This is a genomic window from Salininema proteolyticum, from assembly GCF_042685645.1.
GTDB lineage: Bacteria > Actinomycetota > Actinomycetes > Mycobacteriales > Micromonosporaceae > Salininema > Salininema proteolyticum.
In genome coordinates this window covers 1,406,543-1,431,682 of record NZ_JBHUNX010000001.1, presented here as the reverse complement: position 1 = coordinate 1,431,682, position 25,140 = coordinate 1,406,543, and the positions used below count along the sequence as shown (strand labels likewise).

Sequence of the window (25,140 nt, the reverse complement as noted above, 5' to 3'; positions counted from 1 at the left end):
GGATCCGCCTGTCAAGATCAGGGCGACGCACTTTCCCGCAGCGGCGGCCACCACGCGCAACGGAAGAAGGACACCCATGCAGACCACCGGCCGTCCGGCCAGCCCGGCCCCCTCCGGCTCGGCGCACCTGCTGCGCACCATCAACGAGCGCGCCGCGCTCTACCACCTGCTGGAGAACGACACCCTCACCCGGGTGGAGCTGCGCAAGCTCACCGGACTGGCCAAACCCACCGCCTCCCAGGTCATGCTGAGGCTCTTGGAGTCCGGGCTAGCCGTCACCGCCGGCCGCGCCACCGCCAAACAGGTCGGGCCCAAGGCCGAGGTCTACACGGTCAACGCCGACTACGCCTTCGCCGCCGCCGCGACCCTGCGCGAACCCGACGGGCTCACCGTCGCCGTCAGCGACCTCAAAGGACGCGAACGCGTCTCGGCGAGCACCGAAGTGGACTTCGGAGCCGTCGCCGTCGACCGGGCGGTGCTCGACCTGTTGTCCGAGACGGCCTCCGAGGCGGGCATCGACCTCGACAGGATCGGCGCCTTCCACCTGGCCGTCCCCGGAGCGCACGATCCTCACACCGACACCATCTCCTACGCCGACATCCCCGGACTGCCCGAAGCGCGGTTGCGCACCGCGCTGGCCGAGGGCCTCGACGCCTCCATTCAGATCCACAACGACGTCAACGCCGCCACGGTCGCCGAACGGCGCGACCCGGACGCCGCCGGAGGGCTGGCCGTGCTCTGGCTTGGAGGCGAGGGAATCGGAGTCGGCATCGACCTCGGACAGGGACTGCTCACCGGAGAACACGGCGCCGCAGGCGAACTGGGCTACGTGCCGGCCTTCGCCGACCGTTCCGGGCCGGACGACCCGACGTTCCAACACTGGATCGGCGCGCCCGCGCTCATCGAACTCGGTCGCACGCACGGCGTCGAAGGCGCGACCGCCGCGGCGGTCATGGCCGCGGCGGTCGAGGACGGAACCCGGCCCTTCCTGGAGGAGTACGCCGCCCGGGTGGCGTCCGCCGTCCGCCTGCTGGGCTGCCTGATCGACCCGCCCCGGATCGTCCTGGCCGGCGAGGTCGCCTCCGCCGGAGGGGAGGCCCTGGCCGAACACGTGCGGACCGCCTCAGGACGCTTCGGCGAGCGCGTCGTTCCCTCCGCGGTGGAAGGCGACCCGGTCGCGATCGGGACGCTGGACTCGGCCTACGCCGACCTCAAGGCCCGCCTCCTCGACACGTCGCCGGCCGACGGTCAGTAGTCGACGGGGAGCGGGACGCGCTCGGCCGTCTCGGCGGCCAACCGCCGATGGGCCGGCCCCGTCGTCCTTCCCAAGAGGGCGTCCAATGCGGACCACGCCGCGCCGACCACCGGGGCGCACCCCAGGCTGACGTACTCCGCCCGAGGGTGGTCAGCCGAAAGTCGCTCGCGGACTTCGTCGTGCAGCACGGGCGGCCGGGACCGGAGCACTCCTCCCCCGCCGACGACAGTGAAACCGCGGCCTTCCAGCCCGAGACGCCGAGCCGACACCCGGACCATCGCCGCGATCTCCTCGGCCTGCCGTTCCACGATCCGAAGGGCGACCCCGTCCCCGTTCGCCGCCGCGTCGAAGAGCAACGGCACCAAGGTGTGCAGGCTCTCGCGGTCGATCTCGCCGAGGTGGACTCCGATGGCGGCCTCCTCCGCCGAGGCGGTCGCGAAGCGGCTCCTCACCGCCTCGGCCAGGGCCGTGGAGGGCCCGCGCCCGTCCTCGGATCGGACGGCGTGGTAGAGGACGGAGTCGGCGAGGTCCTCGCCGCCGCCCCAGTCCCCGGTCGTGGGCCCGAGGGCCGGGAACCTGGACAGATCACCGTTATCATTGCGCCCCACGGAGTTCATCCCGGCACCGCAGACGACGGCGACGGCGTTCCGGTCGCCGGTTCCCGCCCGCAGAAGGGCGAACGTGTCATTGTCGATCCGTACGCGGCGGGCCCATTTCCGCGAGCGCGCGTCGGACCCGAGGCGGTCTATCTCGACGGGCAGGTCGGCCCCGGCCAGGAGGGCCTCGACCCGTTCCACCGGCTTCGCCGCGTCCCAGCGGGCCTCGGAGCGGGCGGTCTCGATGAGTTTGGCGAGGTAGTCGACGGATCCGGCGTAGCCGAGCCGGTGCGGTGAGGAGGTTCCGCCGCGCACGTAGGCGTGGACGCGGCCGTCGTCGGTGGCGGCGACGACGTCGGTCTTGGAGTTCCCGCCGTCGATCGCGATGAACGCCCGGTTTCCCTTCACGCCCAAGGCAGGTGCTCCCGTCCGGTCGCGATGAGTCGGCGGGTCAGCGCGTCCGCGAGGTCGTGCTGGCCGATCAGCGGGTGGGCCAGGAGCGCCTCGTAGACTCGGTGCGCGCCGCCGTGGACGGCGGCCTCGACGCCGAGCTCCTCGTAGGCGGCGACCGCCGAGACGAGTCCTCTTTGGCGGGGTCCGAGCGGGTGTTCGACGGTCGGCGTGATCTGCGATCCGACTCGGGCCGACGTTTCGACCACAGCCTCGTCGGGCAGGTACGGCAGGAGTCCCCGGTTCCGGACGTTCACCGCGTGGACCGACCCGTCCTCGGTGGCCAGTGAGCGGACCAGCGCCACCGCGGCCTCCGAGTAGTAGGCTCCTCCCCGTTGCGAGAGCAGGTCGGGCTTGCGGTCCAGTGCGGGGTCGGCGTAGAGGCGCCAGAGGTCGGCCTCGATCGCGGCGACCTCTTCTCCGCGCGAGGGTTCTCGGCGGAGCCGCTCGACTTCGGCGTCGTGCGCGTAGTAGTAGCGCAGGTAGTAGGAGGGCACGGCGCCGTCGGCGAAGGTCTCGCGCGCCAGGTCGACCTCGTCGGCGATGTCGGCGCGGTGCCGTTCCAGCAGCCCTGGAAGCACATCGCGGCCGCGCAGCCGGACCGCGGTCTCCCAGGTCAGGTGGTTGAGTCCGATGTGGTCGAGTTCGAGTTCGGCGGGGTCGCAGCCGAGCAGTCCGCTGAAGCGCCGGTGGAAGCCGATGGCCACGTTGCACAGGCCCACCGCCCGGTGCCCCTCGTCGAGCAGGGCCCGGGTGACCATGCCGACCGGGTTGGTGAAGTCGACGATCCAGGCGCCGGGGGCGGCCCGGCGCCGCACGCGGTCGGCGATGTCCAGGGCGACCGGGATAGTGCGCAGAGCTTTGGCCAGTCCTCCCGCCCCCGTGGTCTCCTGGCCGACGCAGCCGCGCTCGACCGGGAAGGCCTCGTCGGCCATGCGGGCCCGCTGGCCTCCGACGCGCAGCTGCAGCAGCACTACCGAGGCGCCGTCGACGCCCCGGTCGAGGTCGGAGGTCCACTCCAGCCGGGCCGGGTGCCCGTGCCGGCGAAGGATTCGGCGCGCGAGCGGTCCGATCCTTTCGAGTTTCGCTTCGTCGGGGTCGACCAGTGCGATCTCGTCGACTCCGAGCTCGGCGGCGGCACCGATTCCCTCGGCGAGTTCGGGGGTGTAGGTGGAACCGCCACCGATGACGGCGATCTTCATGCGTTTCCTCTCGTCTGGGGGTCCGGGCCGGGAGTTCGCCCGGACAATAATAGATAGGTTATCTAACTAACTAATATCCGTCAACGCCGCCCGATCATATTGACTCACGACTATGCGGCTTGTACGATCCCCTTAATAGTAAGTTATTCTCACTAACCATTGATGGGAGGATCATGCGACTCCAACGAATCAGGCGCTCCACAGCGCTCCTGTCCGCGATCGCCGTCGGCCTGGCCACGGCGCTCACGACGTCCGATCTCGGATGGGCGGCCGAGGAGACCCTGCTGTCCCAGGGCAAACCGGCGTCCGCGTCATCCATCGAGGACTCCGCCCTCACTCCGGACCTGGCCGTCGACGGCGACCCGTCCACCCGCTGGGCCAGCGCCGAGGGCTCCGACCCGCAGTGGATCCAGGTCGACCTCGGCGCCGCGGCCGACGTGACCCGCCTCCGGCTGAACTGGGAAGCGGCCTACGCCGCCTCCTACCGCGTCGAGTTCTCCCCCGACGGCACCGTATGGACCACCGCCTACACCGCCTCCGGCGGCACCGGGGGCGTCGAGGACATCACCTCGGCCGCCGGCACGGCACGGTACGTCCGCGTCGTCGGCACCGAACGCGGCACCGCCTACGGCTACTCCCTGTGGGAGTTCGAGGTCTACGGCCAGTCCCGCGCCCCCTCCGACTACCAGGCCGAAGACGCCCGCATAGGCTCCGGACGGGTCGACTCCGACCACTCTGGCTACACCGGTACCGGGTTCGTCAACTACGACAACACCATCGGCTCCTACGTCGAGTGGACCGTGACCGTCGGCGAGTCCCGCGACCACGACCTGCGGTTCAGGTACGCGAACGGAAAGACCGACCGCCCCATGCGGATCGCCGTGGACGGAACCGTCGTCGACTCCGCCCTTCCGTTCCCCGGCACAGGATCCTGGTCGACCTGGCGGGCCTCCTCGGTGACCGTGAACCTCGATCCCGGCACCCACACCGTCCGCGCCACCGCGACCACCTCCGACGGCGGACCGAACGTCGACCGACTCTCCCTCTCCGCCGGCTCGCCTCCCCAGGAGTCCTTCACCGCCGTCGCCGCCGGCGACATCGCCGAGCAGTGCACCGCGAGTTCGAGCTCCTGCGTCCACCCCAAGACGGCCGACCGCGCCCGCGCGATCGACCCCGACTTCGTCATCACCATGGGCGACAACCAGTACGACGACGCCCGCCTGGAGGACTTCCAGAACTACTACGACACCACCTGGGGCCGGTTCAACCCCGTCGTCAAGCCCACGCCGGGCAACCACGAATCCTACGACCCGGCCGGATTCGAAGTCGGCTACAAGGAGTACTTCGGATCCACCGCCACACCCGAAGGCGAGACCTGGTACAGCTACGACGTCGGCAACTGGCACTTCATCGCCCTCGACTCCAACATCTTCGACGACCCCGACCAGATCGCCTGGCTCGAGGCCGACCTGGCCGCCAACTCCCAGAGCTGCGTCGCCGCCTACTGGCACCACCCGCTCTACAGCTCCGGCGGCCACGGCAACGACCCCGTCAGCCGACCGGTCTGGGACCGCCTGCTGGACTACGACGCCGACCTCGTCCTCAACGGACACGACCACCACTATGAGCGGTTCGCCCCGCAGAACGCCCACGGCGACCACGACCCCGACGGGATCGTGCAGATCGTCGGAGGCATGGGCGGGGCCCACCCCTACGACATCGAGAACCCGCAGCCCAACAGCGAGTTCAGGATCAGCGGCAGCTTCGGCGTCGTGAAACTCGACTTCACCCCCGACGGCTACTCCTGGGACTACGTCGATCACACCGGCGACGTCATCGACAGCTCGCCCGAGTACACCTGCCACTGACCACGACGGGGGCCGCCGCGCGGCGGCCCCCGCCCGAAGGGACCTCCATGTACATATCCACGACGGCCCGGTCCTCGAACTCGCGCCTGGGCTTCGTCTCCGGCAACGTCCTCGCGCTCGGATCGGTCAGCCTCGTCACCGACGTCTCCGCCGAGATGGTCACCTCCGTCCTGCCCCTCTACCTCGTCGTCGGACTGGGCCTCAGCCCGCTGCAGTTCGGCCTGGTGGACGGCGTCTACAACGGAGTCACCGCCCTCGTCCGCGTCGCCGGCGGACACGCCGCCGACCGGAAGCAGAAGTACAAGCTCGTCGCCGGAACCGGCTACGGACTCTCTGCCTGCTCCAAACTCGGGCTCCTCGCCGCCGGCTCATCCATCCCCCTCCTGGCCGGGGTGATCGCCGCCGACCGCGTCGGCAAGGGCATCAGGACGGCCCCGCGCGACGCCCTGATCTCCCTATCCGCCCCGCCACACCGGCTCGGAGCGGCGTTCGGCACGCACCGCGCCATGGACGTCTGCGGCGCGCTCCTCGGCCCCCTCATCGCCTTCGCCGTCCTCTGGAACACCGGCAACTCCTTCGACGCGGTCTTCGTGACCAGCTTCTGCTTCGCCGCGTTCGGCGTCATCCTCCTGACCCTGTTCGTCTCGAACCGGCGCGAGCCCTCCCGGCGACAGAAGCCCTCCCTGCGGCTCGCACTCCGCACCCCCGGCGCCGGACGCCTGTGCGCGGTCGCCGGCCTCCTCGCGCTAGTCGCCATCGGGGACAACTTCCTCTACCTGATCATGGCCCGCCGCGCCGACCTCGCGGCCGAGTACTACCCGCTGCTCCCCCTCGGCACCGCCGCCGCCTACCTCCTCCTGGCCGTCCCCCTAGGACACCTGGCCGACCGCGTCGGACGGTGGAGGCTTTTCCTGGCCGGACACGCCGTCCTCCTGGCCGCCTACGGACTACTGGCCCTCACCTCCGACCACCTCCTGCTCCTCATAGCCGTGCCCCTCATCCTGGGCGTCAGCTACGCGGCCACCGACGGGGTCCTCATGGCACTGGCCGGACCGGTGTTCCCCGAGTCCGTGCGCGGCAGCGGGATCGCGCTCGTCCAGTCATCGCAGGCACTCGCCCGTATGGCCGGGTCGGTCCTCTTCGGATCGATGTGGCTGTGGTGGGGCGAGACCCCGGCCGTCCTCGCCTCGGCGGCCCTCCTCGCCACCGCACTGGCCCTGGTGGCCCGAAAGACGAAGAACCGGAGGACCTCATGACGCGCCGAAAAGCACTGACCGCCCTCGCGGCCGCCGTCGCGCTCGCGACCATGGCCGTTGTCTACGTGCTCCACGCTCGCGACGCCCCGGCGTCGCTGACCGCTGACCGGGTCCGCTTCGACCAGCCCGGACTCTACTTCATCGACGACGGCCAAGTGGTCGGCACCGGCCTCGACGATCCGGCAGGCGAGCGCCGGCCGGTCGGCCTGAGCTGCGATCGGTTCCATGCCGACGGCGGCGTCGGCGTATGCCTGTCCGCGGCGCCGGGCTTGGTGCCCACCGTCGAAGCCGTCGTCACTGCGTCCGACGGCACCGAACTGGACCGCGCCGAGGTCGCCGGGGTCGCCAACCGCGCCCGGGTCTCAGCCTCCGGCCGGATGGTGTCCTGGACGACGTTCGTCGTCGGCGACTCCTACGCGGACGGGGACTTCTCCACCCGCACCTCGATCCTCGATCTAGAGACCGGCCGTCTCATCGTCAACGTCGAGACGCTCCAGCTCTACCTCGACGGGGAACGGCACCACGCCGCCGACGTCAACTACTGGGGCGTCACGTTCGCGGAAGATGACAACACCTTCTACGCCACGGTGTCCACCGGTGGGCGGACGCACCTCGTGCGGGGCGACTTCGACCGCTGGACGGCCGAGGACCTGCGCGACAACGTCGAGTGCCCCTCCCTGTCCCCGGACGGGACCCGGGTCGCGTTCAAGAAGAAGACCGGCAACGGAGCCAAGCCGTGGCGTCTGGCCGTCCTCGACCTCGAAACCGGCCGGGAGACCGGGATTCCCGGCACCGACGGCATCGACGACCAGGCGCTGTGGATCGATGACGACACCCTCTCCTACGGGCTGGACGGCGATCTGTGGTCCGTCCCCGCCGACGGCTCCGCCCCGCCCGAGGTGCTGGCCGAGGACGCCTCATCCCCCGCCGTTGTCAATGAGCCGGACAACGGATGAGGCCTGCGCGGCTCAACGCACCGGGGGATCAGGGCTTCGGACCGCCGGCCGTCACCAAGGCGTCTTTCGGTAGGGCTGTCCCCACCCGCCATTGGCCCGTCAACATCACTGTGCCGCAGGCGAATCGTCCGTAGCGTTGCGGGAGTGGACAAGACATACGCCTCCCTTCCCCGACGCGCCGGCGCCCTCCTCATCCTTACGGCGCTCACCGCCATGACAATGACCGCTTTTTCCGGGACCGCCAGGGCGCAGCAGTCCGAAGACGACATCACTGCCCTCGTCGACGACCTGGTCCGCGACCAACTCGAGGACAACGACATTCCCGGGGCCGCCGTGGCCGTCACCGTCGGCGGCGAAAGCGTCCTCGAACGGGGCTACGGCCTGGCCGACCTCGAGACCGAGACTCCGTTCGGCAGCGAAACGCCCTTCCTTCCCGCCTCTGTGACCAAGCTCTTCACCACCGCCGCCGCGCTGCGGCTCGTCGAGGCCGGCGATCTCGACCTCGACGCCGACGTGAACGACCACCTGTCCGGATTCTCCGTCGACGACACGTACCCCGGTCGTCCTGTCACCCTGCGGCACCTGTTGTCTTACACGTCAGGCTTCGACGACGACGTCTACCGGTGGGCCGACGACGAGAACCGCGGCCTGAGCCTGGCCGAGTTCGCGAGGAAGCACGAGCCGGGCAGGGTCCGACCGCCGGGCGAGACCTCCGTCTACAACAACTATGACTTCGTGCTCGCCGGTCTCCTCGTCGAAGAGGCCTCCGGCGAACAGTTCGAGACCTACCTGGCCGACAAGGTCTTCGCGCCGCTCGGCATGGACGACACCCGATTCGCCGCCGAGGGCGAAGTTCCGTCCGGCCACCGGCCCTCCGGCAACGGCCAGGCCGAAACCGCCGGCCACCTCTCCCCCGTGACCCCGACGGGGGCCGGACTCGTCTCCACCGCCGCCGACATGAACCGCTTCATGGCGTCCATGCTCTCCGGCGGCGCGGAGCTGGGGCTGTCGGTCGCTCCGCCGATGATGTCGCGTCAGTTCACTATCGACGACCGCATGCCGGGCACCGGCTTCGGTTTCCGGGAGGCTACCCGCAACGGCCGTACCGTCTGGTTCAAGTCCGGAGACCTGCCGGGATTCCACAACGCGTTCGCCCTGGTCCCGGATCTCGAGCTGGGCGTCCACATCGTCTTCAACGGCGACGGGCGGTTGGCAGCCGAGACCGTCTTCGCCGCAAACGAACTCGTCGACGCCGTCATCGACCACTTCTCGGAAGAGACCGCCGCGTCGGAGGACTTTGCCGTCCGAACCGATCTGAGCCGGTACGAGGGACGCTACGTGCCCCTCCGCTCCAGCGAGTCCAACTTCACCCGTATGTCACTCCTCTTCTCCCCGGTAGTCGTCACGGTCGAGGGCGACAAACTGGCGACTTCCGGCCTGTCGCCGGACCCCGCCGTCGACCGGCAGCGCTGGGTGCCGACGGGAGACGGATTGTTCCGCGAGGAGAATGGCACCGATACCCTGTTCATCACCACGGACGGCACTCTGGTCCACAGCGCGAATTCCACCGAGCCGTACCGACACCTCTCCTGGTTCGAGAACCCCGCCGCGCACGCGGTCGTCCTCCTCGCCGGCCTGCTGGCGCTCCTGGTCGGGCTGATCGTCTCGACGATCGCGATCGTCCGTGGGATCGTCCACCGACACAAAGGCGCACTCACCTGGGCATTGCGCCTGTTCACCTGGTCTGCCGGAGCAGTGGCCGCCGCGTTCCTCATATTGACGGGACTGGCGATGGCCGACGAGAACGCCATGATGGAGTCCGTCCTGACCGGGTCTCCCCTGTTGACCGCCATGACAGTGCTTGCCTCCGTCCTTTTGATCGTGACGCCTCCGCTGTTCATTGCAGCGGCCGCGTCCTGGTTCAAGAGCGACGGACGTGCACGCGGAATGGTCGGCCATTCGCTCCCGGCCGTGGGAGCTCTGGGAGCCTGTCTCGTCCTCGTCTCGTACAATGTGACGCTGCTCGGCGTATAACGAGCAGAGACCGGTTCCCGGAGTCGGTCTGGCCGACCGGCTTCGGGACCGTCAACGCTCGCATGGCTCAGGTGCCGCCAGTCCGCTCATGCGCCACATGACCGCCGTTCCGACCGTGCCCATCGCTACTAGGACGGCTCCAGCGGCGCCCATGATGGCGCCCGGCCCGGCAAAGCTCGACAGAATACCGGCCGCCATGATCCCCAGCGGTGCAGCCGCCGAGGTGAGCGCCCCGTAGTATCCGGAAACCTCCATGTTGTCGCCCTTGGAGAAGTCTCTTTGGAACAGCGTGCGGACCACCGCCCCATACGGCCCATAGGCCAGTCCGCCGAGAAACATGGACAGTGCGGCCAATGCCGGGTGCGGCGACGCCGCGACCGCGCACATGCACAGGCCCCAGCCGCCCGACATGGCGGCCAGCGACCTCGGACGGACCAAGAACCGAAGTCTGGGAGCCAGCAGTCCTGATACGACTGCTCCAGCGCCGAACAGGGACCACATGACTCCCAATAGGCCCGCTCCCCCATCTTCCGGCGCGTGTCCTGCCGCCAGCAATGGAAGGGCGACGACGAAGCAGCCGTAAAGAAGATAGAAGACGCCGGTAGTGACGAACACCGGCATGGCCGTGCCGACGAGTCTCCACGGGCCGGAGCGCTGCGTCTCCGCTGCACCACCGGTTATTTCGTCACCACCCTTCTCGCGGATCACACGGGAAGCGGCGAATGCGCCGACCGCGAAGACCAGGAAGGTGGCCCCGTCCAACACCAGAGCCCCAACCGGCGACCACAGCGACGCTATGAGGCCCGCCAGAGCCGGACCGACCATCGTCGATCCCTGAACCACGATTCCGGACAACGTGTTGGCGTGCAGGAGTCGATCTCGCGGAACGAGCAGCGGTACAGTCGCGTTGGCACCGGATCTCCCAGCCGATTTCGACAATGCGGCCGCCGCCAGGCAGGCCACGAATATCGCCAAGGTGAGCTTGTCCCGGCTGTATAGGAGGCCGATGATCGCGAACCAGCCGAATCGCCACAGGCAGTCCGCCATGATCAACGTCGTCGGCCGGAACTTCCTCACGTACCGGCTCAGCAGTATGCCGACCATTAGTCCGGGGAGCATGTAGGCGATCGTGGACGCCGCCACCGCCTGGCCTGACAGTTCCACGTCCACTAGAGTCATGGCGACGAGGACGACGGCCACTTCGCTCATCGCGTTGCCGAGGCTGGAAACCGCCACACCACCGAAGTACGACGGGAACCCCTTGTCCCGCAGAAGAGACCGGAACCCACTCTCAGCGGAGGACGCCGTCGTGACCTGCTCCTCCAGTTCCGCTTCATTCGCTGTGCCTATGACCCGCTCTCCTCCCCGAACACCCCTTCTTGAATCGCCCCAGCCCTCCACAGCCCCGAGCACCGTGCGAACGAGTGTCGCGACAAGTGCCACGAGCGGAGGCCCCATTCTATGCTCACCCGCGACTGAATCGATACTGATTCGACTGTGGCCCAATGGTAAGCGAAACGGTCGAGCCGAACTTGAGGGTGCCGATTCCGTCGTTCGGCTGTTACGCTGACGAACCTCGTCAGACCACCTCGATAAGGAGATTCCCTCATGCGCAGGTTCCTTAAGAAGCCCGCGACCGTCCTGCTCGGCGCCGCCATGGCGGTCGCCATCGCGTCCCCGGCGACGGCTGCCCCTTCGACCGGTATGGAGAGCAGTAATGTCAGCGCCCAACTGTCATGGTGCAACGGCGATACGTTCCGAAACGTGAGCGGGTACGGCGTCCGGTATCCCGCCTACAACACGAGTGTGAACTGCCAGATGAGCATCGGTTCCCAGAACGGTGGCGTGCGAATTCTCCAACGCGCGCTGCGGTACTGCAACCTCAGGGAGCCGATCGCGGTCGACGGGATCTTCGGCTCCGGCACGGCGGCCGCGCTCGAGCGCGCGCAGCGGAAGGCAGGAGCGTCTCCGGACGGCGTGTACGGCCCCGAGACCCGCAAGAGAATCCTGTGGATGACGGACAGTGGCCACTGCCGGAGGCTCAACTACTGACCACCGCCCCACAAGCCGAAAACTGCCCAGGTCGCGCCTTCTGATTCCGAGGTTCTTCAGTAATCTGAGACTTCCGGTGCTCTCATCCGCCGGCCGCACCCGAAGCTATTCAGACTGTCGATGCCTTTGATACCGCAGGCAAAGTATGCGTGTGTACCAATTTATTATGGTCGGTGCCCATGAGAGCGTGCCGGCCACTCTGCCAGACGGTCGACAGGGAAGGCAATAAACAACCCCCACGGCCTAAACCGTGGGGGTTCACATCTGTGCGCGAGGGGGGACTTGAACCCCCACGTCCTTAATCGGACACTAGCACCTCAAGCTAGCGCGTCTGCCATTCCGCCACTCGCGCTCGTTTCGGGATTCCGCACTGTACGAATCCCTTATTCCGCTGGCCGAGGTGCCCGTTTCGGACGTTCCCCGACGAGAGAGAACTCTACAGGTTCGGGTCCCGAGCTCTCCAAAGAGGAGAACCGAGAGTGTCCTTCCTCGCCCCGTGGAGGCATCTCGAACCAGGCGTCCCCTTGAACGGATTCACAGACCACATCGGGGACCGCTGAAAAGTGCCGGTTCCGTCAAGGCCGTCTACGGTCACTGGCACTGACACCGACCTCTCAGGCCGGGGCCAGACCGGCCGCGCCGAACGGATGGGGCCGACACGCTTTCGGAGCCCGCCCCTGCCTCGGCCCAATAGCGGCACAAGCACCGAAAGGCCTTGGCTCTGTGCAGGCCAAGAGCCCGAGGCCGCTCAGGGCCGGCTCGAAATCCAGAATAGAGTTCTGCGTTCGAGCAGTCGTGTCGTGTGTGGGACCATGATCGTGAATAAATCGACACCTGTCATTTTTATTTGTCACGACCTCCTGGAGCGCAAATGAACACCCGTCCCCTTCGCATTCGGCTCGGCGCCCTCGCCATGGCGGTGGCCGGAGTCCTCTTCCTCGTCTATGAGATATTGCCGCCCCGACTCGATCAAGAGACCCTGGCCGGAGCGGAGTCCTGGGCCGAGCCGGGATGGGTGGCGGGCCACGTCGCCGCGATGTTCGGCCTCATCCTGTTCCCCGTGGCCTGGGCCGCCCTGCGAACCTCGCAAGTGGACACTCGCGCCGGCAGACCCGCCTTCCTGGCCACGGTGACCGGTTATTTCGGAGTCGCCATGACCCTTCCCTTCTACGGCGGCGAGACCTACGGCCTGCGGGCCATCGGCCGGCACGCCGAGGAGACCGGAGACCCCGCCATGGCCGACGTCGGCAACTCTTTCCGGGAGGATCTCGTCGCCATGCCCATCGGCCTCGTCGGCATGATCCTGCTGATCACCGCCTCGATCCTGGCCGCCGTCTCCATTTGGCGCTCCGGCGAACTCAACCGCTGGAGCGGCGTGCCGTTCGCCGTCTTGATCGCCCTGTACTACCCGCACTTTCTCGTCTCCCACTCGCTGCGCATCGTCTGGGGTGCCTTGGTCCTCCTGTCGGCGTTCTGGGTGGCTCGTGAGCTGTGGCGCGCAGCAGCTTTGAAAGGCGAGCGTTCCGGCGGGCGCTCTCCTGAATAGGGAGCATCGATGGATGCGCCAAAGCACGGCACGTACGACAGGGTGTACCGGGCCGAAGCCACGGCGTCGGTCCGGTAGCCGGGAAGGTCGGTCTCGGGTGTCGCCCATGAGCCGGGCATCAGGGCCGAAACCCGCGGACGCCTCCCTGGCCCGGAGGGAGGTCCCGGCGGCTCGAGCCTCGTGGAGGCCCTGTCCGGGATGGTACGGGAGATGGCCTCCGAATAGGGAAGCGGCGAAAATGAGCAAAGGAAAACCCCCACGGCCTAAACCGTGGGGGTTCTGCATCTGTGCGCGAGGGGGGACTTGAACCCCCACGTCCTTAATCGGACACTAGCACCTCAAGCTAGCGCGTCTGCCATTCCGCCACTCGCGCTCATCGACCCGTGGAAAACATTCGCACTGGTCCGCGGCGCTAATTCATATTAGCACCGACTTATGAGCTTCTGTGATGCACAGATCCCATATGTGGTTGTGTGAGAGGTTTTCCGCCCTGTCGGGCTTGTTCCCTCCAACGAGAAAAAACTATACAGGACCGATTCCGGAGCCCCGATCGGGGGTACCCGGCGAACGCGACGTGGGACACGTTGAGCCGGTCGTTAGGCTTGTAGGCATGACTGTCGCAGCGCCTGGACTTCCCGATGCAGCGCTGGCCCATTGGGAACTGGGCCCGATCCTCCAGATGAAGAGGGTCCAGACCGGCCTGATGAACCGCAGCTGGCGGGTGGACACGGCCTCGGGGCCGTACCTGCTCAAGATGTTCCGGGACGTGAAGGGACCGGAGCTGCAGTTCCAGTTCCGCGTCCTGCAAGCGCTGTGGAACGCCGGAGTCCCGGTGGTCCAGCCGGTCCCCTCGAGGGGAGGAACCTCGACGATCTTCGTCGGAGGAGAGGAGTTCGGGGTCTTCCCGTGGGTCGGCGGCCGGCACCGCTCGGGCCTGTCCATGTCGCCGGCCTCCTGCAGGCAGCTGGGGGACGTCATCGGACGCCTCCACCGCACCCTGCACAGCTCCATCCCGGTGGACCGCCCGGCGACGTTCGACCAGCCGATGACGACGGCGGAGGCCCTGAGGAAGGTCGACCGCCTGCTGGAACTGATGGCCGCCGGCCGGGGCGACAACACGGGCTTCGAGGCCGAGGCGGAGAAGACGCTGCGGCTGAAGAGGGGCCTGCTCGTCCGGCTGGGAGACCGCCGCCCGCCGGAGGCCTCGCCGAAGATCATCGGCTACATCCACGGCGACCTGCATCCGCACAACGTTCTGCACGGCCAGAACGACGCGGTCTCGGCGATCCTGGACTGGGACCGCCTGTCGGTGTCCGCCTACGCGAGGGAGATGACCCGGGCGGCGGTGTTCTACTTCACGTACGGGGACGAGCGCGGCCTGGACACCGAGCGGATCCAGGCCTTCGCGGCCGGGTACCGGACGGCGTTCGACGTGGGCACGACGGAGATCTCGCTGGCGGCGCACCAGCTGTGGTGGGACCGCCTCACGGACAACTGGATCGTCGAGTGGCACTATCTGCGGCACAACTCGGCCTGCGACCACCTGCTGCCGGGCCAGACGGGCCTGATCAAGTGGTGGACGCTGCACTACTCGCAGGTGGAGAAGGCCCTCCTGGCCGCGTAAAAGGCCTTTCCAGCACCGGACGGATCTGGAACAGTGATGAGCATGACTCAAATTCCTGTACTGGACCTGCCGGCCGACCCCAGAACGGCGGGAAGACTCCACGGAGAGAGGCTGCGGGAGGGCGTGGCCTCCAACGCGCGGGAGTATCGGATCCGCATCCGGGTCGCGGGCCTCGACGACGCCGGGATCGACCGCAGGAGCCGCGAGTTCGTCGATCGGGTCGCGGAGTACGACCCGGGCTATCGCGAGGCGATGGAGGGCATCTCGGAGGGCTCGGGCGTGGATCTGGTCGACGTGGCCATGGTCAACGCCCGCTACGAGCTGCTGTACACGACGTGGAGCGAGTTCGGGCGCCCGACCGCCGCCTCGCTTGAGGGCGAGTGCACGTCATTCGGAGGAGCGGCCGAGGCTTTCGAGGACGGCGAGATCCACATCGGCCAGAACTGGGACTGGTTCCCGCAGATCGAGGGCGCCTGGGTCCGTTGGGAGAAGGACGGCGTCCGGGCGCTGGGCTTCACCGAGGCGGGCATCGCCGGCGCCAAGATCGGGATCAACAGCGAGGGCCTGGGCGTCTGCCTGATGGGTCTGGGCTCGTCGGAGGACGACTGGCGCATAGCGGGAATGCCGGTGCACATGAGGACGCAGCGGGTGCTGGAGTCGAGGACGCTGCGGGAGGCGGTGGGCGTCGTCGCGGGCGGGCGCCCTGGTTGCTCGGCCGACTTCCTCATAGGCTCGGAAGAGGGCGTCGTGAACGCGGAGACGTCTCCGCGAGGCTCCCTGGTCACCTATCAGGACGGGGAACGCCCCCTGGTGCACGCCAACCACTTCCTCGAGGCGCAGGCGCTGGGAATTGACCAGAGCTGGCTGCGGACGGGGAAGCAGTCCACCTTCGACCGCTACGAGCGGATGAGCGGACTGGTAGGCGAGGGCCCGGTGTCCGTGGACGGAATGAAGCGCGCCATGCGGGACCACGAGAACGGCGAGCTGAGCCTGTGCCGCCATGCGGTGGAGAGCGATCCACCGGAGCTGTGGTCGACGACGGCCATGTCCGTCCAAATGAATCTGACCCGGAGAGAGCTGGAGTACACGTGGGGCACGCCCTGCGACAAGGAGTACGAGAGGATCGCTCTCTAGCGGGCGATCTCCCAGGCCGCCACGGCCGTGGCGGCGGCGACGTTGAGGGAGTCGACGCCGTTGTGCATGGGGATGTGGACCGTCTGGTCGCACGCGTCCAGGGCCGCGGGCGTCAACCCGGGCCCCTCGGCGCCGAAGAGGAGCGCCGGCCGTTCACGGTGCCCGTCGTCCAGTTCCCTGATGTCGACGGCGCCGCGCGAGGGGCTCATGCCCAGCAGGCTGAATCCGGCGTCCCTGACGGCGCCGAGGGTGCCGGGCCAGGGGTCGAGGTAGGTGTAGGGGACGGCGAAGACCTCGCCCATGGAGACGCGCACGCTGCGCCGGTAGAGCGGGTCGGCGCAGTTGGGGGCGAGGAGGACGGCGTCGTAGCCGAGCGCGGCCACGACGCGGAAGATCGCACCGATGTTGGTGTGGTTGTTCAGTCCTTCGAGGACGATGACGCGGCCGGCGCCGGCGAGCACCTCGGCGGGCGTCGGCAGGGGTTTGCGGTGGAAGGCGGCCAGGACGCCCCGGTGCACGTGGAACCCGGTGGTGGACTCGATGACGTCGGGGGCCCCGGTGTAGACGGGCGCCCCGTCGGGGGCGAGGTGGCCGTACTGGCCGAGGCGCTTCTCTTCGAGCAGGAGCGACCGCATGCGGAACCCGGCGCGCAGGGCCCGGTCGACGGCCATGTGCCCTTCGGCGATGAACAGCCCGGCGGGCTGTTCGATGCGGGTGCGCAGCTGGAGGTCGGTCAGGTCGCGGTAGTCCCTCAGGCGCTCGTCGGCGGGGTCGGTGATGTTCTCGGCCACCCCGCCAGTGTCCCCGGGGACGGACGCGGTGGTAAAGGGGGTCGACGCGAATGTGGCCGGCCCGAGGGCCGGCCACATCGTTGGAACGGGTCCTACTCTTCGATGGCGCGCTTGTCGCCCGCCTTGGACTTGTCGTCGGCGACGTCGGCGACCTGGCTGGCGGCGCGCTTGGCCGCCTCCAGGGCGCGCTTGGCCGCCTCGTCGCCCTGCAGGACGCTGGTGTCGACCTCGACGTCCAGCTCGTCGTCCTGCTCCTGGGACTGGGTCATGCCGCCCAGGGCGCTGCCGATGGCGCCGAGGCTCTGGGTCAGCTCGGCGGGGATGAACCACATCTGGTTCGAGTCGCCCTGCGCGATCTGCGGGAGCGTCTGCATGTACTGGTAGGCCAGCAGGCGGTTGGTCGGCTTGGAGCTGTGGATGGCCGCGTTGACCGTCTGGATGGCCTTCGCCTGGCCCTCGGCGCGGAGGACCTCGGCGTCGCGCTCACCCGAGGCGCGGAGGATGGAGGACTGCTGCTCTCCCTCGGCCCGGAGGATCTCCGAGGCTTTGACGCCCTCGGCGTTCAGAATGGCGGCGCGGCGGTCGCGCTCGGCGCGCATCTGCTTCTCCATGGCGTCCCGGATGGAGGCCGGCGGCTCGATGGCGCGCAGCTCGACGCGGGTGACCTTGATGCCCCACTTGTCGGTGGCCTTGTCGAGCTCGGCGGCCAGGCGGGAGTTGATCTCCTCGCGGCTGGTGAGCGTCTTCTCCAGGTCCATCGCGCCGACGACGTTGCGCAGCGTCGTGGTCGTCAGCTGCTCGACGCCGGCGAGGTAGTCGTCGATGTTGTAGACGGCGCCGGTCGGGTTGGTGATGATGTAGTAGAGGACGGTGTCGATGGAGACCATCAGGTTGTCCTCGGTGATCACCGGCTGCGGCGGGAAGTTGACCACGCGCTCGCGCAGGTCCACGCGGGCGCGCACCGTGTCGATGAACGGGACCAGCAGACGCGGCCCCGGCTCGAGGGTGCGGCGGTACTTGCCGAGCCGCTCGATGACGTAGTTCCACTGCTGCGGAACGATCTTGATCGATTTCACCAGTACGATCACCACGAAGATCGCGATGATGACGCCGATGATTCCACCTGCTGTCGGGTCCATGGTGTCAACTCCTCCAAACGGTAACGATCGCGCCTTTGACTTCGACCACGGTCACCTGTTCGCCGGGCTCGTAGGCCTGGTCGGGCTCCAGGGGATAGGCGGTCCAGATGTCGCCGCCGAGCTCAACGGTGCCTCCGGAGGAGTCGATCCTCTCCTGCACCGAGACCGTGGTCCCCTCGTAGGCGCGGGGGCCGAGGGCTAGATTCTGAGGGCCTTTCGTGAGAGCCTTGCGCAGCAGGGGCCGGACCCCCACCATCGAGACTCCCGTAGCGGCCGCGAAAACGATGGCCTGCACCAGGAGCGGGGCTCCCAGTGCGGCGGATACCGCCGCCGCGCCGGCACCGACGGCGACCATGGCCAGCACGAAGGTGCCGAGCGTCAGCTCGGTCAGTCCAAGGATCACCGCGACGATGATCCATATGATCACCCAGTCCACACCCCAAGTGTCCCTTATCGTGTCCACTGATGGCAATCGGGGTGCGGATTCCCGCTGTTCGCGGGAGGTTCCGCACCCCGTCAGACCGGTCGGAGAGCGCCGTCAGTGCCCCTTGCTCGGCCGGGGGGCGGCCTGAGCGGGGCAGCAGCCGCTCTCGCGCGGGTCCCACAGGGGCAGCTTGCCCAGGCGCCGGACCGGGACGCCCTGGATGCGCTCGGCGGCCAGTTCGGCCAGGGTCTCGGTCATCGGCCCGTCGAGGTCCGGCGTGGCGGTGCGGACGTACTCGATGCCGAGTTTCTGCGCCGTCTGAGCGGCCTCTTCGTCGAGGTCCCAGAGGACCTCGATGTGGTCGGAGAGGAATCCGATGGGGCACACCGCCACCGAGGTGGTGTTCTCCAGGCTCTCCAGGTGGTCGTTGACGTCGGGCTCGAGCCACGGCATCTGCGGCGGGCCGGAGCGCGACTGCCACACGACGTCCCACGGGCCCTCCCAGCCGGCGGCCGCGACGGTCAGCTCGGCGGCCTCGCGGACCTGGTCGGAGTAGCGCGCGCCCTCTGGCCCCGAGTACTCCTCCATGGAGGAGGGGATGGAGTGCGCGGTGAAGAGCAGCCGCGTCGTGTCGTCGACGGTGATCTTCTGCAGGCCCTCGCGGACGCCCTGGGCGTAGCCGGCGATGAAGCCGGGGTGGTCGAAGAAGTGGCGCACCTTGTCTATGACCGGCGCCCTCTCCCCCACCGCGGCGCGCGCGGCGGCGATGTCGTCCAGGTACTGGCGGCACGAGGAGTACGAGCCGTAGGCGCTGGTCGCGATGGCCAGGACGCGTTTGACGCCGCGCTCGGCCATGGTCGCGACGGTGTCGACCAGCATCGGGTTCCAGTTGCGGTTGCCCCAGTAGACCGGCAGCTCTATGCCGCGACGGCCCAGGGCCGTCTGGAGGTGCGGGATGAGGTCGCGGCACCACTGGTTGATCGGCGAGACGCCGCCGAAGTGCTGGTAGTGCTCGGCGACCGCGAGGAGCCGCTCCTCGGGGATGCCGCGCCCGCGGGTGACGTTGCGGAGGAAGGGCATGACGTCGTCGGGGCCCTCCGGGCCGCCGAACGACAGCAGCAGTATGGCGTCGTAGTCGCTCATTCTAGGCTCCGATGGCGTGGAATCCGCCGTCGACGTGGACGATCTCGCCGGTGGTGGCGCTCAGAAGGTCGGACATGAGCACCGCGCAGGCCTTGGCGACCGGCTCGGAGTCGGTCAGGTCCCACTCCAGCGGGGAACGGTCCTTCCACGCCTGCTCGAACTCTTCGAACCCGGGAATGGACTTCGCCGCCATCGTCCGCATCGGACCGGCTGACACAAGGTTCACGCGGATGCCCTTCGGACCCAGGTCACGGGCGAGGTAACGGTTCACGCTCTCCAGCCCGGCCTTGGCCACGCCCATCCAGTCATAGACGCTCCACGCCTGCGTGGCGTCGAAGTCCAGACCGACGACCGAACCGCCCTCGCTCATCAACGGCAGAGCCGCCATGGCCAGGGACTTATAAGAGAAGGTCGAGACCTCGACGGCCTTGGCCACGTCCGACCACTCGGTGTGCAGGAAGTTGCCGCCCAGAGCGCTCTCGGGCGCGAAGGCGATGGCGTGCAGGACGCCGTCGATGCGGTCGGTGTGCTCACGCAGCGCCTCTGCCAGGCCGTCGAGCTGCTCCTGGTCCGTCACGTCCAACTCGATGACCGGCGCCGGCTCCGGCAGCTTCTGCGCGATGCGCTTGACGAGGCTGACACGCCCGAAACCGGTCAGAATGACCTTCGCGCCCTGCTCCTGCGCGTACTTCGCGACGCCGAACGCCAGCGACTGCTCCGTGATGACGCCCGTGATCAGAAGCGTCTTGCCGTCGAGAATTCCCATTATTGTCCCTAGTTTCCTATTCTCCGAAATATGTACGAGGTCCGCCGGCCCTAGTGGCCCATGCCCAGCCCGCCGTCGACGGGGATGACGGCGCCGTTGATGTACCCGGCGCCCTCTCCGGCGAGGAACACGGTCGCGGCGGCGATCTCCTCCGGCTGCGCCAGGCGCTTGGCCGGGATGGTCTCGAGGTAGGCCTTGCGCTGGTCGTCGGTGAGCTCGGCGGTCATGTCCGTCTCGACGAAGCCGGGGGCGACGACGTTGGCGGTGATGTTGCGGCTGCCCAGCTCGCGCGTGATGGAGCGGGCGAGGCCGACCAGTCCGGCCTTGGAGGCGGCGTAGTTCGTCTGGCCCGCGTTGCCCTGGAGCCCGACGACCGAGGAGATGAAGACCATGCGGCCGAACTTGCCGCGCAGCATCTTGGACGAAGCGCGCTTGGCGACCCTCCAGGAACCCTTGAGGTTCGTGTCGACGACCTTCTCGAACTGGTCCTCGCTCATGCGCAGCAGGAGGGTGTCCTCGGTGACCCCGGCGTTGGCGATGAGGATCTCGACCGGCCCCAGGTCCTTCTCGATCTGGGCGAAGGCCTCGTCCACCGAGGCGGGGTCGGTGATGTCGCAGCGGACTCCGTAAAGGCCCTCGGGAGCGCCTGAGCCGCGGTGGGTGATGGCGACGCGGTCCCCGTTCTTCTCGAAAGCGCGGGCTATGGCCAGTCCGATGCCCCGGTTGCCTCCGGTGACCAGTACGGTGCGCGACATTGGCAGTTCCCCCTGAGAGTTCTTATAAGGTCACGCAAATGGTATCCGCCGGTCGGACCCGGATGTCAGGTGGTGGGGGCTTCGTGGCGCGCCACGCCCGCTACCGTCAGGTAAGTCGAGAGGTCCACCACAGCGACAGTCCGGCGGCGGCGAACACCAGTACCAGGGCCGCGGCGATGAAGTACCGCGAGACGTCCTCGGCGACGGTCTTCTGCCCGAGGGAGGAGCCCATGGACTCGTAGACCTCGCGCAGCTCTTCGGAGCTGGCCGCCTCGTAGTACTTGCCGCTGGTGGTCTCGGCCAGCCCCTGGAGGGCCTGGCGGTCGACCGGCACGCCGATGGTCTGGCCGTTGATCTCGACCGTCCCGGTGTCCGTGCCGAACGCGACGGTGGAGACCGGCACCCCGGCCTGTTCGGCGGCGCTGGCGGCCTGCTCCATGGAGCGGCCGGTGGTCAGGAAGCCGTCGGACAGCAGCAGGACGTGCGCGGGGGCGAGAGAGCCCTGGCCGTCGTCGGGGGCCTGCTGGACCGCTTGCAGGGAGGCGAAGACCGCCTCGCCGGTGGCGGTGGCCTCGGCCAGGTTCAGGCCGTTGACCGCGCGCGAGAGCTGGGTGCGGTCGGTGGTCGGCGGGGTGACCACGGTGGCGAAGCCGGCGAACTGGACGAGGCCCACGTTGTACTGCTCGGGCAGGTCCTCGATGAAGCTCAGCGCCGCCTCCTTGGCGGCGTCGATGCGGGCCGGCTGCACGTCGGTGGCGTCCATCGACAGCGACACGTCCATGGCGAGGATGATAGTGGCCCGCTCCTGCTCCTGCAGCCGGTCCACCGCCGGCTTGGCCATGCCGGTGGAGAGGACCACGAGCGCGGCGATGACCAGCGAGGCGGGGATGTGGCGGCGCCAGCCGGGGCTGGAGGTCACGAGCTTCTTGAGGACCGGCGTGTTGGCGAACCGGACGGCCGTCTGCTCGCGCCTCAGCTGAGCCCAGACGTAAACCCCTGCGAGCGCGGCGACGGGGATGAGGCTGAGCAGCCATATGGGTTCGAGTATGCGGATCACTGTTCCTCTTTCAGCGGTGGGCGGCGACGTGCCGTCGGCTTGCTATGAAGGTGGTCAGGGCACGCAGCCAGTCCTCGTCGGTGCGCAGGCGCAGGTGGGAGGCGGGTGCGGAGCGCAGTCCGGCGGCGATGGCGTCGCGCTGTTCGCGCGCGGCCTCGGCGTAGCGTTCGCGGAAGCGCTTGGAGCGGGTCTGGACTTCCACGCTGGCGCCGCTCTCGGGGTCCTTGAAGGTCACGACGCCGACGTCGGGGAGGGCCAGTTCGACCGGGTCGAGGAGCTCGACGGCGACGACGTGGTGGCGGACGGCCAGTTTCTTCAGGTAGGAGGCCCAGTCGGTCTCGTCGAGGAAGTCGGAGACGACCACGACCATCCCGCGGCGCCGGGAGGCCTTGTTGACGTTGGCCAGGAGCCTGTCGAGGCCGACTCCGGCCTGGGTCGGGACCTTGGCGAGGCGGTGCAGGAGGGCGCGGGCGCCCTTGCGGCCTCCCCGGGGCGGGACGATGACGGGGCCGTCCGGTCCGGCGTGGACGGCGGCGGTGCGGTTGCCGCCGCGCCCGGCGAGGTAGGTGAAGGCGATGGTGGCGCGCAGGGCGAGGTCGTTCTTGAACAGGTCCTGGGTGCCGAAGTCGAGGCTGGCGGAGTTGTCGTAGACGATCCAGGTCTCCAGCTCGCGGTCGGCGACGGTCGTGCGCACGTGCGGGACGGTGGTGCGCGCGGTGACCGGCCAGTCCATGCGGCGCACGTCGTCGCCGGGGCGGTAGGCCCTCGCCTCTCCGGCCTCGCTGCCCGGCCCGGGCAGGAGTCCCAGGTACTCGCCCTGGAGGAGCCCGTCGAGCCGGCGGGTTATGTGGAGGTGGAGCCGGTCGAGGTTGGCGGTGTCGACTCCTTGGAGGGCCGGGACCATCTACCAGGCTCCCGCTTGCCCCTGGGCGGGCTGTTCGACGGGTCTCGGCGCGGCGTCCTGCCTCGGCGTCACGGTCGGGGCGGGAACGGCGGCGAGGAGTTCGCGGACGATGTGGTCGGGGTCGATGTTGTCGGCCAGCGCGTCGTAGGTGAGGACGAGGCGGTGGCGCAGCACTTCGGTGGCGATGTCGTCGAGGTCCTGGGGGAGGGCGTAGTCGCGGCCGCGCAGCAGGGCGATGGCGCGGGTGGCGCGGACTAGTCCGAGGCTGGCGCGCGGGCTGGCGCCGTACTGGATGAAGTCGGCCAGGTGTCCGACGCCGGCGGCGGCCGGGTTGCGGGTGGCCATGACGATGCGGACGGCGTAGTCGACCAGGGCGTTGTGGACGAAGATCTCGTCGGAGCTCGCCTGGAGGCTCAGCAGCTGCTCGGGGTTGAGGATCGCCTCGGCTTCGGGCGGGTTGGCGCCCATGCGGAAGATGATCTCGCGTTCGTCGGCGTCGGTCGGGTAGCCCACGACGATCTTGAAGAGGAAGCGGTCGCGCTGCGCTTCGGGCAGGGGATAGACGCCTTCCTGTTCGATGGGGTTCTGGGTGGCCATGACGAGGAAGGGCTTGGGCAGGGGGAAGGACTTGCCGCCGATGTCGATGCGGCCTTCGGCCATGACTTCGAGCATGGCCGACTGGACCTTGGCGGGGGCCCGGTTAATCTCGTCGGCGAGGACGAAGTTGGTGTGCACCGGGCCCAGTTCGATGTCGAAGGTCTCGCTGGACTGCTTGTAGATCCGCGTGCCGAGGATGTCGGAGGGGACGAGGTCGGGGGTGAACTGGAGGCGGTTGAAGGCCGCGCCCGAGACGCGGGCGGCGGTCTCGACCGCGAGCGTCTTGGCGACTCCCGGGACGCCTTCGATGAGGCAGTGGCCGCGGGCCAGCAGGGCGACGAACAGTTTCTCCACCAGCGCGTCCTGCCCGACTATGACCTTCTTGATCTCGAACATCGCCTTCTCCAGCAGGGCGGCCTGCTCGGCCGGAGTCGGGTTGCGGTCGGGGTCGGTCGGGTCGGCCATGGCTCTCCTCAGTGTGGTTCTGCGGGTGTCTGACAGTACTTTAACGGCTCGCCGTTCGGGGACGCACTGCTATCGCCCTATTGTAGGGGCCCTGGGCGCGCCGTCCATAAGAGCGTTCTCAGAGTCCGGCCCGCCCTTCGTCCGGAGGTGGCGGGGGAACCTCGCGTCTTTCTATACTCCTCTTATGCCCATTCGCAGACAGGCGGTCTTCCTCCCCGGCCGCAACTACTCCATCCAGGGGCCCCTGTTCATGTACACGCACATCGCCCTGCGCTCGCGCGGTGTGAGCGTCTATCCGCTGGAGTGGAGGGAGCCGGACTACCTCAACTCGGATCCCCAGATGCGCATCGAGGGGGTGAGCGAGCAATTGCAGGCGATGCTGGAGAAGATCGACTACATCTCCGCTCCCCCGCTGTTGGTGGGCAAGTCCATCGGTTCGGCGGGGGCCGCCCTGGCCGCGCGTTTCAGCCTTCCGGCCGTCTGGTTCAGCCCGCTGCTGAACGACTATCCGATCGTCCAGTCGCTGCGGCGCAGTTCCGCGCCGTATCTGCTGGTCGGGGGCACCGAGGACCCCGCCTGGGTGTCCTCGCTGGCCGATGAGCTGCCCGGGGACGTCTGCGAGATCCCCGGCGGTGACCACGGCCTGTTCCTGCCCGGTCGCCCTTTGACCTCTTCTGTGTTCGCCATGGCGGATATCATTGAGGCAGTAGAGCACTTTCTGGACACGAAGGTTTGGAGGCGCGGGGCGTGAGCCGTTCGGCCGGGGGACCCGACGGAGATGGAACCCGACACTACGGGCCCACCTCACCGGCCCCGGTGCGCCGCGATATGCACAATGGTGGCGTGACCCACGATGCCGATACAGTCATATGTTCTGCCCGAGGCTGCCACCAGCAGGCCGTTTGGATGTTGGAGTGGCGCAATCCGCGCCTCCACTCGGTGGACCGGCGCAAGCATTGGGCTACGTGCGACTCGCACAAGGACTCGCTCAGCGGCTTCCTGACCTCCCGGAACTTCCCTTGCCGCATTTTGACGATGGACGAGTACATTGCACGAGCCACCGAGACCACCTGCTGAGGACCCCCGCCTAGAGCCCGTCCTCCCGCCCGTCCCCGACCCCGAGGCG

23 protein-coding genes and 2 tRNA genes are annotated in these 25,140 nt (G+C 68.4%); 11 read left to right on the top strand and 14 right to left on the bottom strand.

Annotated elements, in window-relative coordinates; all coding sequences use genetic code 11:
- Positions 1-76: 76 nt before the first annotated feature.
- A complete protein-coding gene (locus ACFTE1_RS06720) occupies positions 77-1,255 on the top strand; it encodes an ROK family transcriptional regulator (RefSeq protein WP_380625578.1) in 1,179 nt (392 codons plus the stop codon).
- Here ACFTE1_RS06720 and ACFTE1_RS06715 read toward each other — a convergent pair.
- The gene (locus tag ACFTE1_RS06715) at positions 1,249-2,259 is read right to left on the bottom strand and encodes an N-acetylglucosamine kinase (RefSeq protein ID WP_380625818.1); all 1,011 of its coding nucleotides are present in this window, start codon (positions 2,257-2,259) and stop codon (positions 1,249-1,251) included. The genes ACFTE1_RS06720 and ACFTE1_RS06715 overlap by 7 nt on opposite strands.
- Complete coding sequence (locus ACFTE1_RS06710) at positions 2,256-3,503, bottom strand: family 4 glycosyl hydrolase (RefSeq protein ID WP_380625576.1); 1,248 nt, start codon at positions 3,501-3,503, stop codon at positions 2,256-2,258. The genes ACFTE1_RS06715 and ACFTE1_RS06710 overlap by 4 nt, the downstream gene beginning before the upstream one ends.
- A gap of 173 nt (positions 3,504-3,676) precedes the next feature.
- Here ACFTE1_RS06710 and ACFTE1_RS06705 point away from each other — a divergent pair, with 173 nt between their 5' ends.
- The 4 genes from ACFTE1_RS06705 (at position 3,677) to ACFTE1_RS06690 (ending at position 9,617) form a co-directional block, all read left to right on the top strand.
- Complete coding sequence (locus tag ACFTE1_RS06705) at positions 3,677-5,371, top strand: discoidin domain-containing protein (RefSeq protein WP_380625573.1); 1,695 nt, start codon at positions 3,677-3,679, stop codon at positions 5,369-5,371.
- Between the two features lie 47 nt (positions 5,372-5,418).
- A complete protein-coding gene (locus ACFTE1_RS06700; RefSeq protein ID WP_380625570.1) occupies positions 5,419-6,627 on the top strand; it encodes an MFS transporter in 1,209 nt (402 codons plus the stop codon).
- Positions 6,624-7,583, top strand: coding sequence for a hypothetical protein (locus ACFTE1_RS06695; RefSeq protein ID WP_380625568.1), 960 nt, complete (start codon positions 6,624-6,626; stop codon positions 7,581-7,583). Before ACFTE1_RS06700 ends, ACFTE1_RS06695 begins: the two co-directional genes overlap by 4 nt.
- A gap of 144 nt (positions 7,584-7,727) precedes the next feature.
- On the top strand, positions 7,728-9,617 hold the full coding sequence (locus ACFTE1_RS06690; RefSeq protein ID WP_380625565.1) for a serine hydrolase domain-containing protein: 1,890 nt from the start codon (positions 7,728-7,730) through the stop codon (positions 9,615-9,617).
- A 51-nt stretch (positions 9,618-9,668) separates the two neighbouring features.
- On the opposite strand, the gene ACFTE1_RS06685 is transcribed toward ACFTE1_RS06690, so the two are convergent.
- Positions 9,669-11,060: an MFS transporter gene (locus ACFTE1_RS06685; protein ID WP_380625562.1), complete on the bottom strand. Its 1,392-nt coding sequence runs from the start codon at positions 11,058-11,060 to the stop codon at positions 9,669-9,671.
- Positions 11,061-11,225: 165 nt separating this feature from the next.
- On the opposite strand from ACFTE1_RS06685, the gene ACFTE1_RS06680 reads away from it, so the two are divergent.
- Positions 11,226-11,669 carry a peptidoglycan-binding domain-containing protein gene (locus ACFTE1_RS06680; protein ID WP_380625560.1) on the top strand — a complete coding sequence of 148 codons (444 nt, stop codon included), beginning with the start codon at positions 11,226-11,228 and terminating at the stop codon, positions 11,667-11,669.
- A 267-nt stretch (positions 11,670-11,936) separates the two neighbouring features.
- Here ACFTE1_RS06680 and ACFTE1_RS06675 read toward each other — a convergent pair.
- A tRNA-Leu gene (locus ACFTE1_RS06675) sits at positions 11,937-12,021 on the bottom strand.
- 519 nt (positions 12,022-12,540) lie between these two features.
- Between ACFTE1_RS06675 and ACFTE1_RS06670 the strand changes: the two genes are divergently transcribed.
- Entirely contained in the window at positions 12,541-13,215 is a 675-nt protein-coding gene (locus ACFTE1_RS06670; protein WP_380625557.1) for a hypothetical protein, read from the top strand.
- A 288-nt stretch (positions 13,216-13,503) separates the two neighbouring features.
- Here the strand turns inward: ACFTE1_RS06670 and ACFTE1_RS06665 are convergent.
- Positions 13,504-13,588, bottom strand: a tRNA-Leu gene (locus ACFTE1_RS06665).
- 237 nt (positions 13,589-13,825) lie between these two features.
- Between ACFTE1_RS06665 and ACFTE1_RS06660 the strand changes: the two genes are divergently transcribed.
- Both ACFTE1_RS06660 and ACFTE1_RS06655 read left to right on the top strand, forming a co-directional pair.
- Positions 13,826-14,839, top strand: a complete 1,014-nt coding sequence (locus ACFTE1_RS06660; protein ID WP_380625555.1) for a phosphotransferase enzyme family protein — start codon at positions 13,826-13,828, stop codon at positions 14,837-14,839.
- 42 nt (positions 14,840-14,881) lie between these two features.
- Positions 14,882-15,973: a C45 family autoproteolytic acyltransferase/hydolase gene (locus ACFTE1_RS06655; RefSeq protein WP_380625552.1), complete on the top strand. Its 1,092-nt coding sequence runs from the start codon at positions 14,882-14,884 to the stop codon at positions 15,971-15,973.
- Here the strand turns inward: ACFTE1_RS06655 and ACFTE1_RS06650 are convergent.
- The 9 genes from ACFTE1_RS06650 to ACFTE1_RS06610 form a co-directional block, all read right to left on the bottom strand.
- Positions 15,970-16,764, bottom strand: a complete 795-nt coding sequence (locus ACFTE1_RS06650; protein WP_380625550.1) for a TrmH family RNA methyltransferase — start codon at positions 16,762-16,764, stop codon at positions 15,970-15,972. The genes ACFTE1_RS06655 and ACFTE1_RS06650 overlap by 4 nt on opposite strands.
- A gap of 92 nt (positions 16,765-16,856) precedes the next feature.
- Positions 16,857-17,903 (bottom strand): SPFH domain-containing protein, encoded by a 1,047-nt coding sequence (locus tag ACFTE1_RS06645; RefSeq protein ID WP_380625546.1) that lies wholly within the window; start codon positions 17,901-17,903, stop codon positions 16,857-16,859.
- A gap of 4 nt (positions 17,904-17,907) precedes the next feature.
- Positions 17,908-18,339, bottom strand: a complete 432-nt coding sequence (locus ACFTE1_RS06640; protein ID WP_380625543.1) for an NfeD family protein — start codon at positions 18,337-18,339, stop codon at positions 17,908-17,910.
- A gap of 102 nt (positions 18,340-18,441) precedes the next feature.
- Positions 18,442-19,470, bottom strand: a complete 1,029-nt coding sequence (locus ACFTE1_RS06635; protein ID WP_380625540.1) for a ferrochelatase — start codon at positions 19,468-19,470, stop codon at positions 18,442-18,444.
- 1 nt (position 19,471) lies between these two features.
- Positions 19,472-20,239, bottom strand: a complete 768-nt coding sequence (fabI, locus tag ACFTE1_RS06630; protein WP_380625816.1) for an enoyl-ACP reductase FabI — start codon at positions 20,237-20,239, stop codon at positions 19,472-19,474.
- A 47-nt stretch (positions 20,240-20,286) separates the two neighbouring features.
- Complete coding sequence (gene fabG, locus ACFTE1_RS06625; RefSeq protein ID WP_380625537.1) at positions 20,287-20,991, bottom strand: 3-oxoacyl-ACP reductase FabG; 705 nt, start codon at positions 20,989-20,991, stop codon at positions 20,287-20,289.
- Positions 20,992-21,097: 106 nt separating this feature from the next.
- Positions 21,098-22,048, bottom strand: coding sequence for a VWA domain-containing protein (locus ACFTE1_RS06620; protein ID WP_380625534.1), 951 nt, complete (start codon positions 22,046-22,048; stop codon positions 21,098-21,100).
- Between the two features lie 10 nt (positions 22,049-22,058).
- A complete protein-coding gene (locus ACFTE1_RS06615) occupies positions 22,059-22,952 on the bottom strand; it encodes a DUF58 domain-containing protein (RefSeq protein ID WP_380625531.1) in 894 nt (297 codons plus the stop codon).
- Positions 22,953-24,014 carry an AAA family ATPase gene (locus tag ACFTE1_RS06610; RefSeq protein WP_380625528.1) on the bottom strand — a complete coding sequence of 354 codons (1,062 nt, stop codon included), beginning with the start codon at positions 24,012-24,014 and terminating at the stop codon, positions 22,953-22,955. It lies immediately after the preceding gene.
- A gap of 184 nt (positions 24,015-24,198) precedes the next feature.
- On the opposite strand from ACFTE1_RS06610, the gene ACFTE1_RS06605 reads away from it, so the two are divergent.
- Positions 24,199-24,765, top strand: a complete 567-nt coding sequence (locus ACFTE1_RS06605; RefSeq protein ID WP_380625526.1) for an alpha/beta hydrolase — start codon at positions 24,199-24,201, stop codon at positions 24,763-24,765.
- A gap of 92 nt (positions 24,766-24,857) precedes the next feature.
- Positions 24,858-25,091, top strand: a complete 234-nt coding sequence (locus ACFTE1_RS06600) for a hypothetical protein (RefSeq protein ID WP_380625523.1) — start codon at positions 24,858-24,860, stop codon at positions 25,089-25,091.
- The last annotated feature ends 49 nt before the right edge of the window (positions 25,092-25,140 follow it).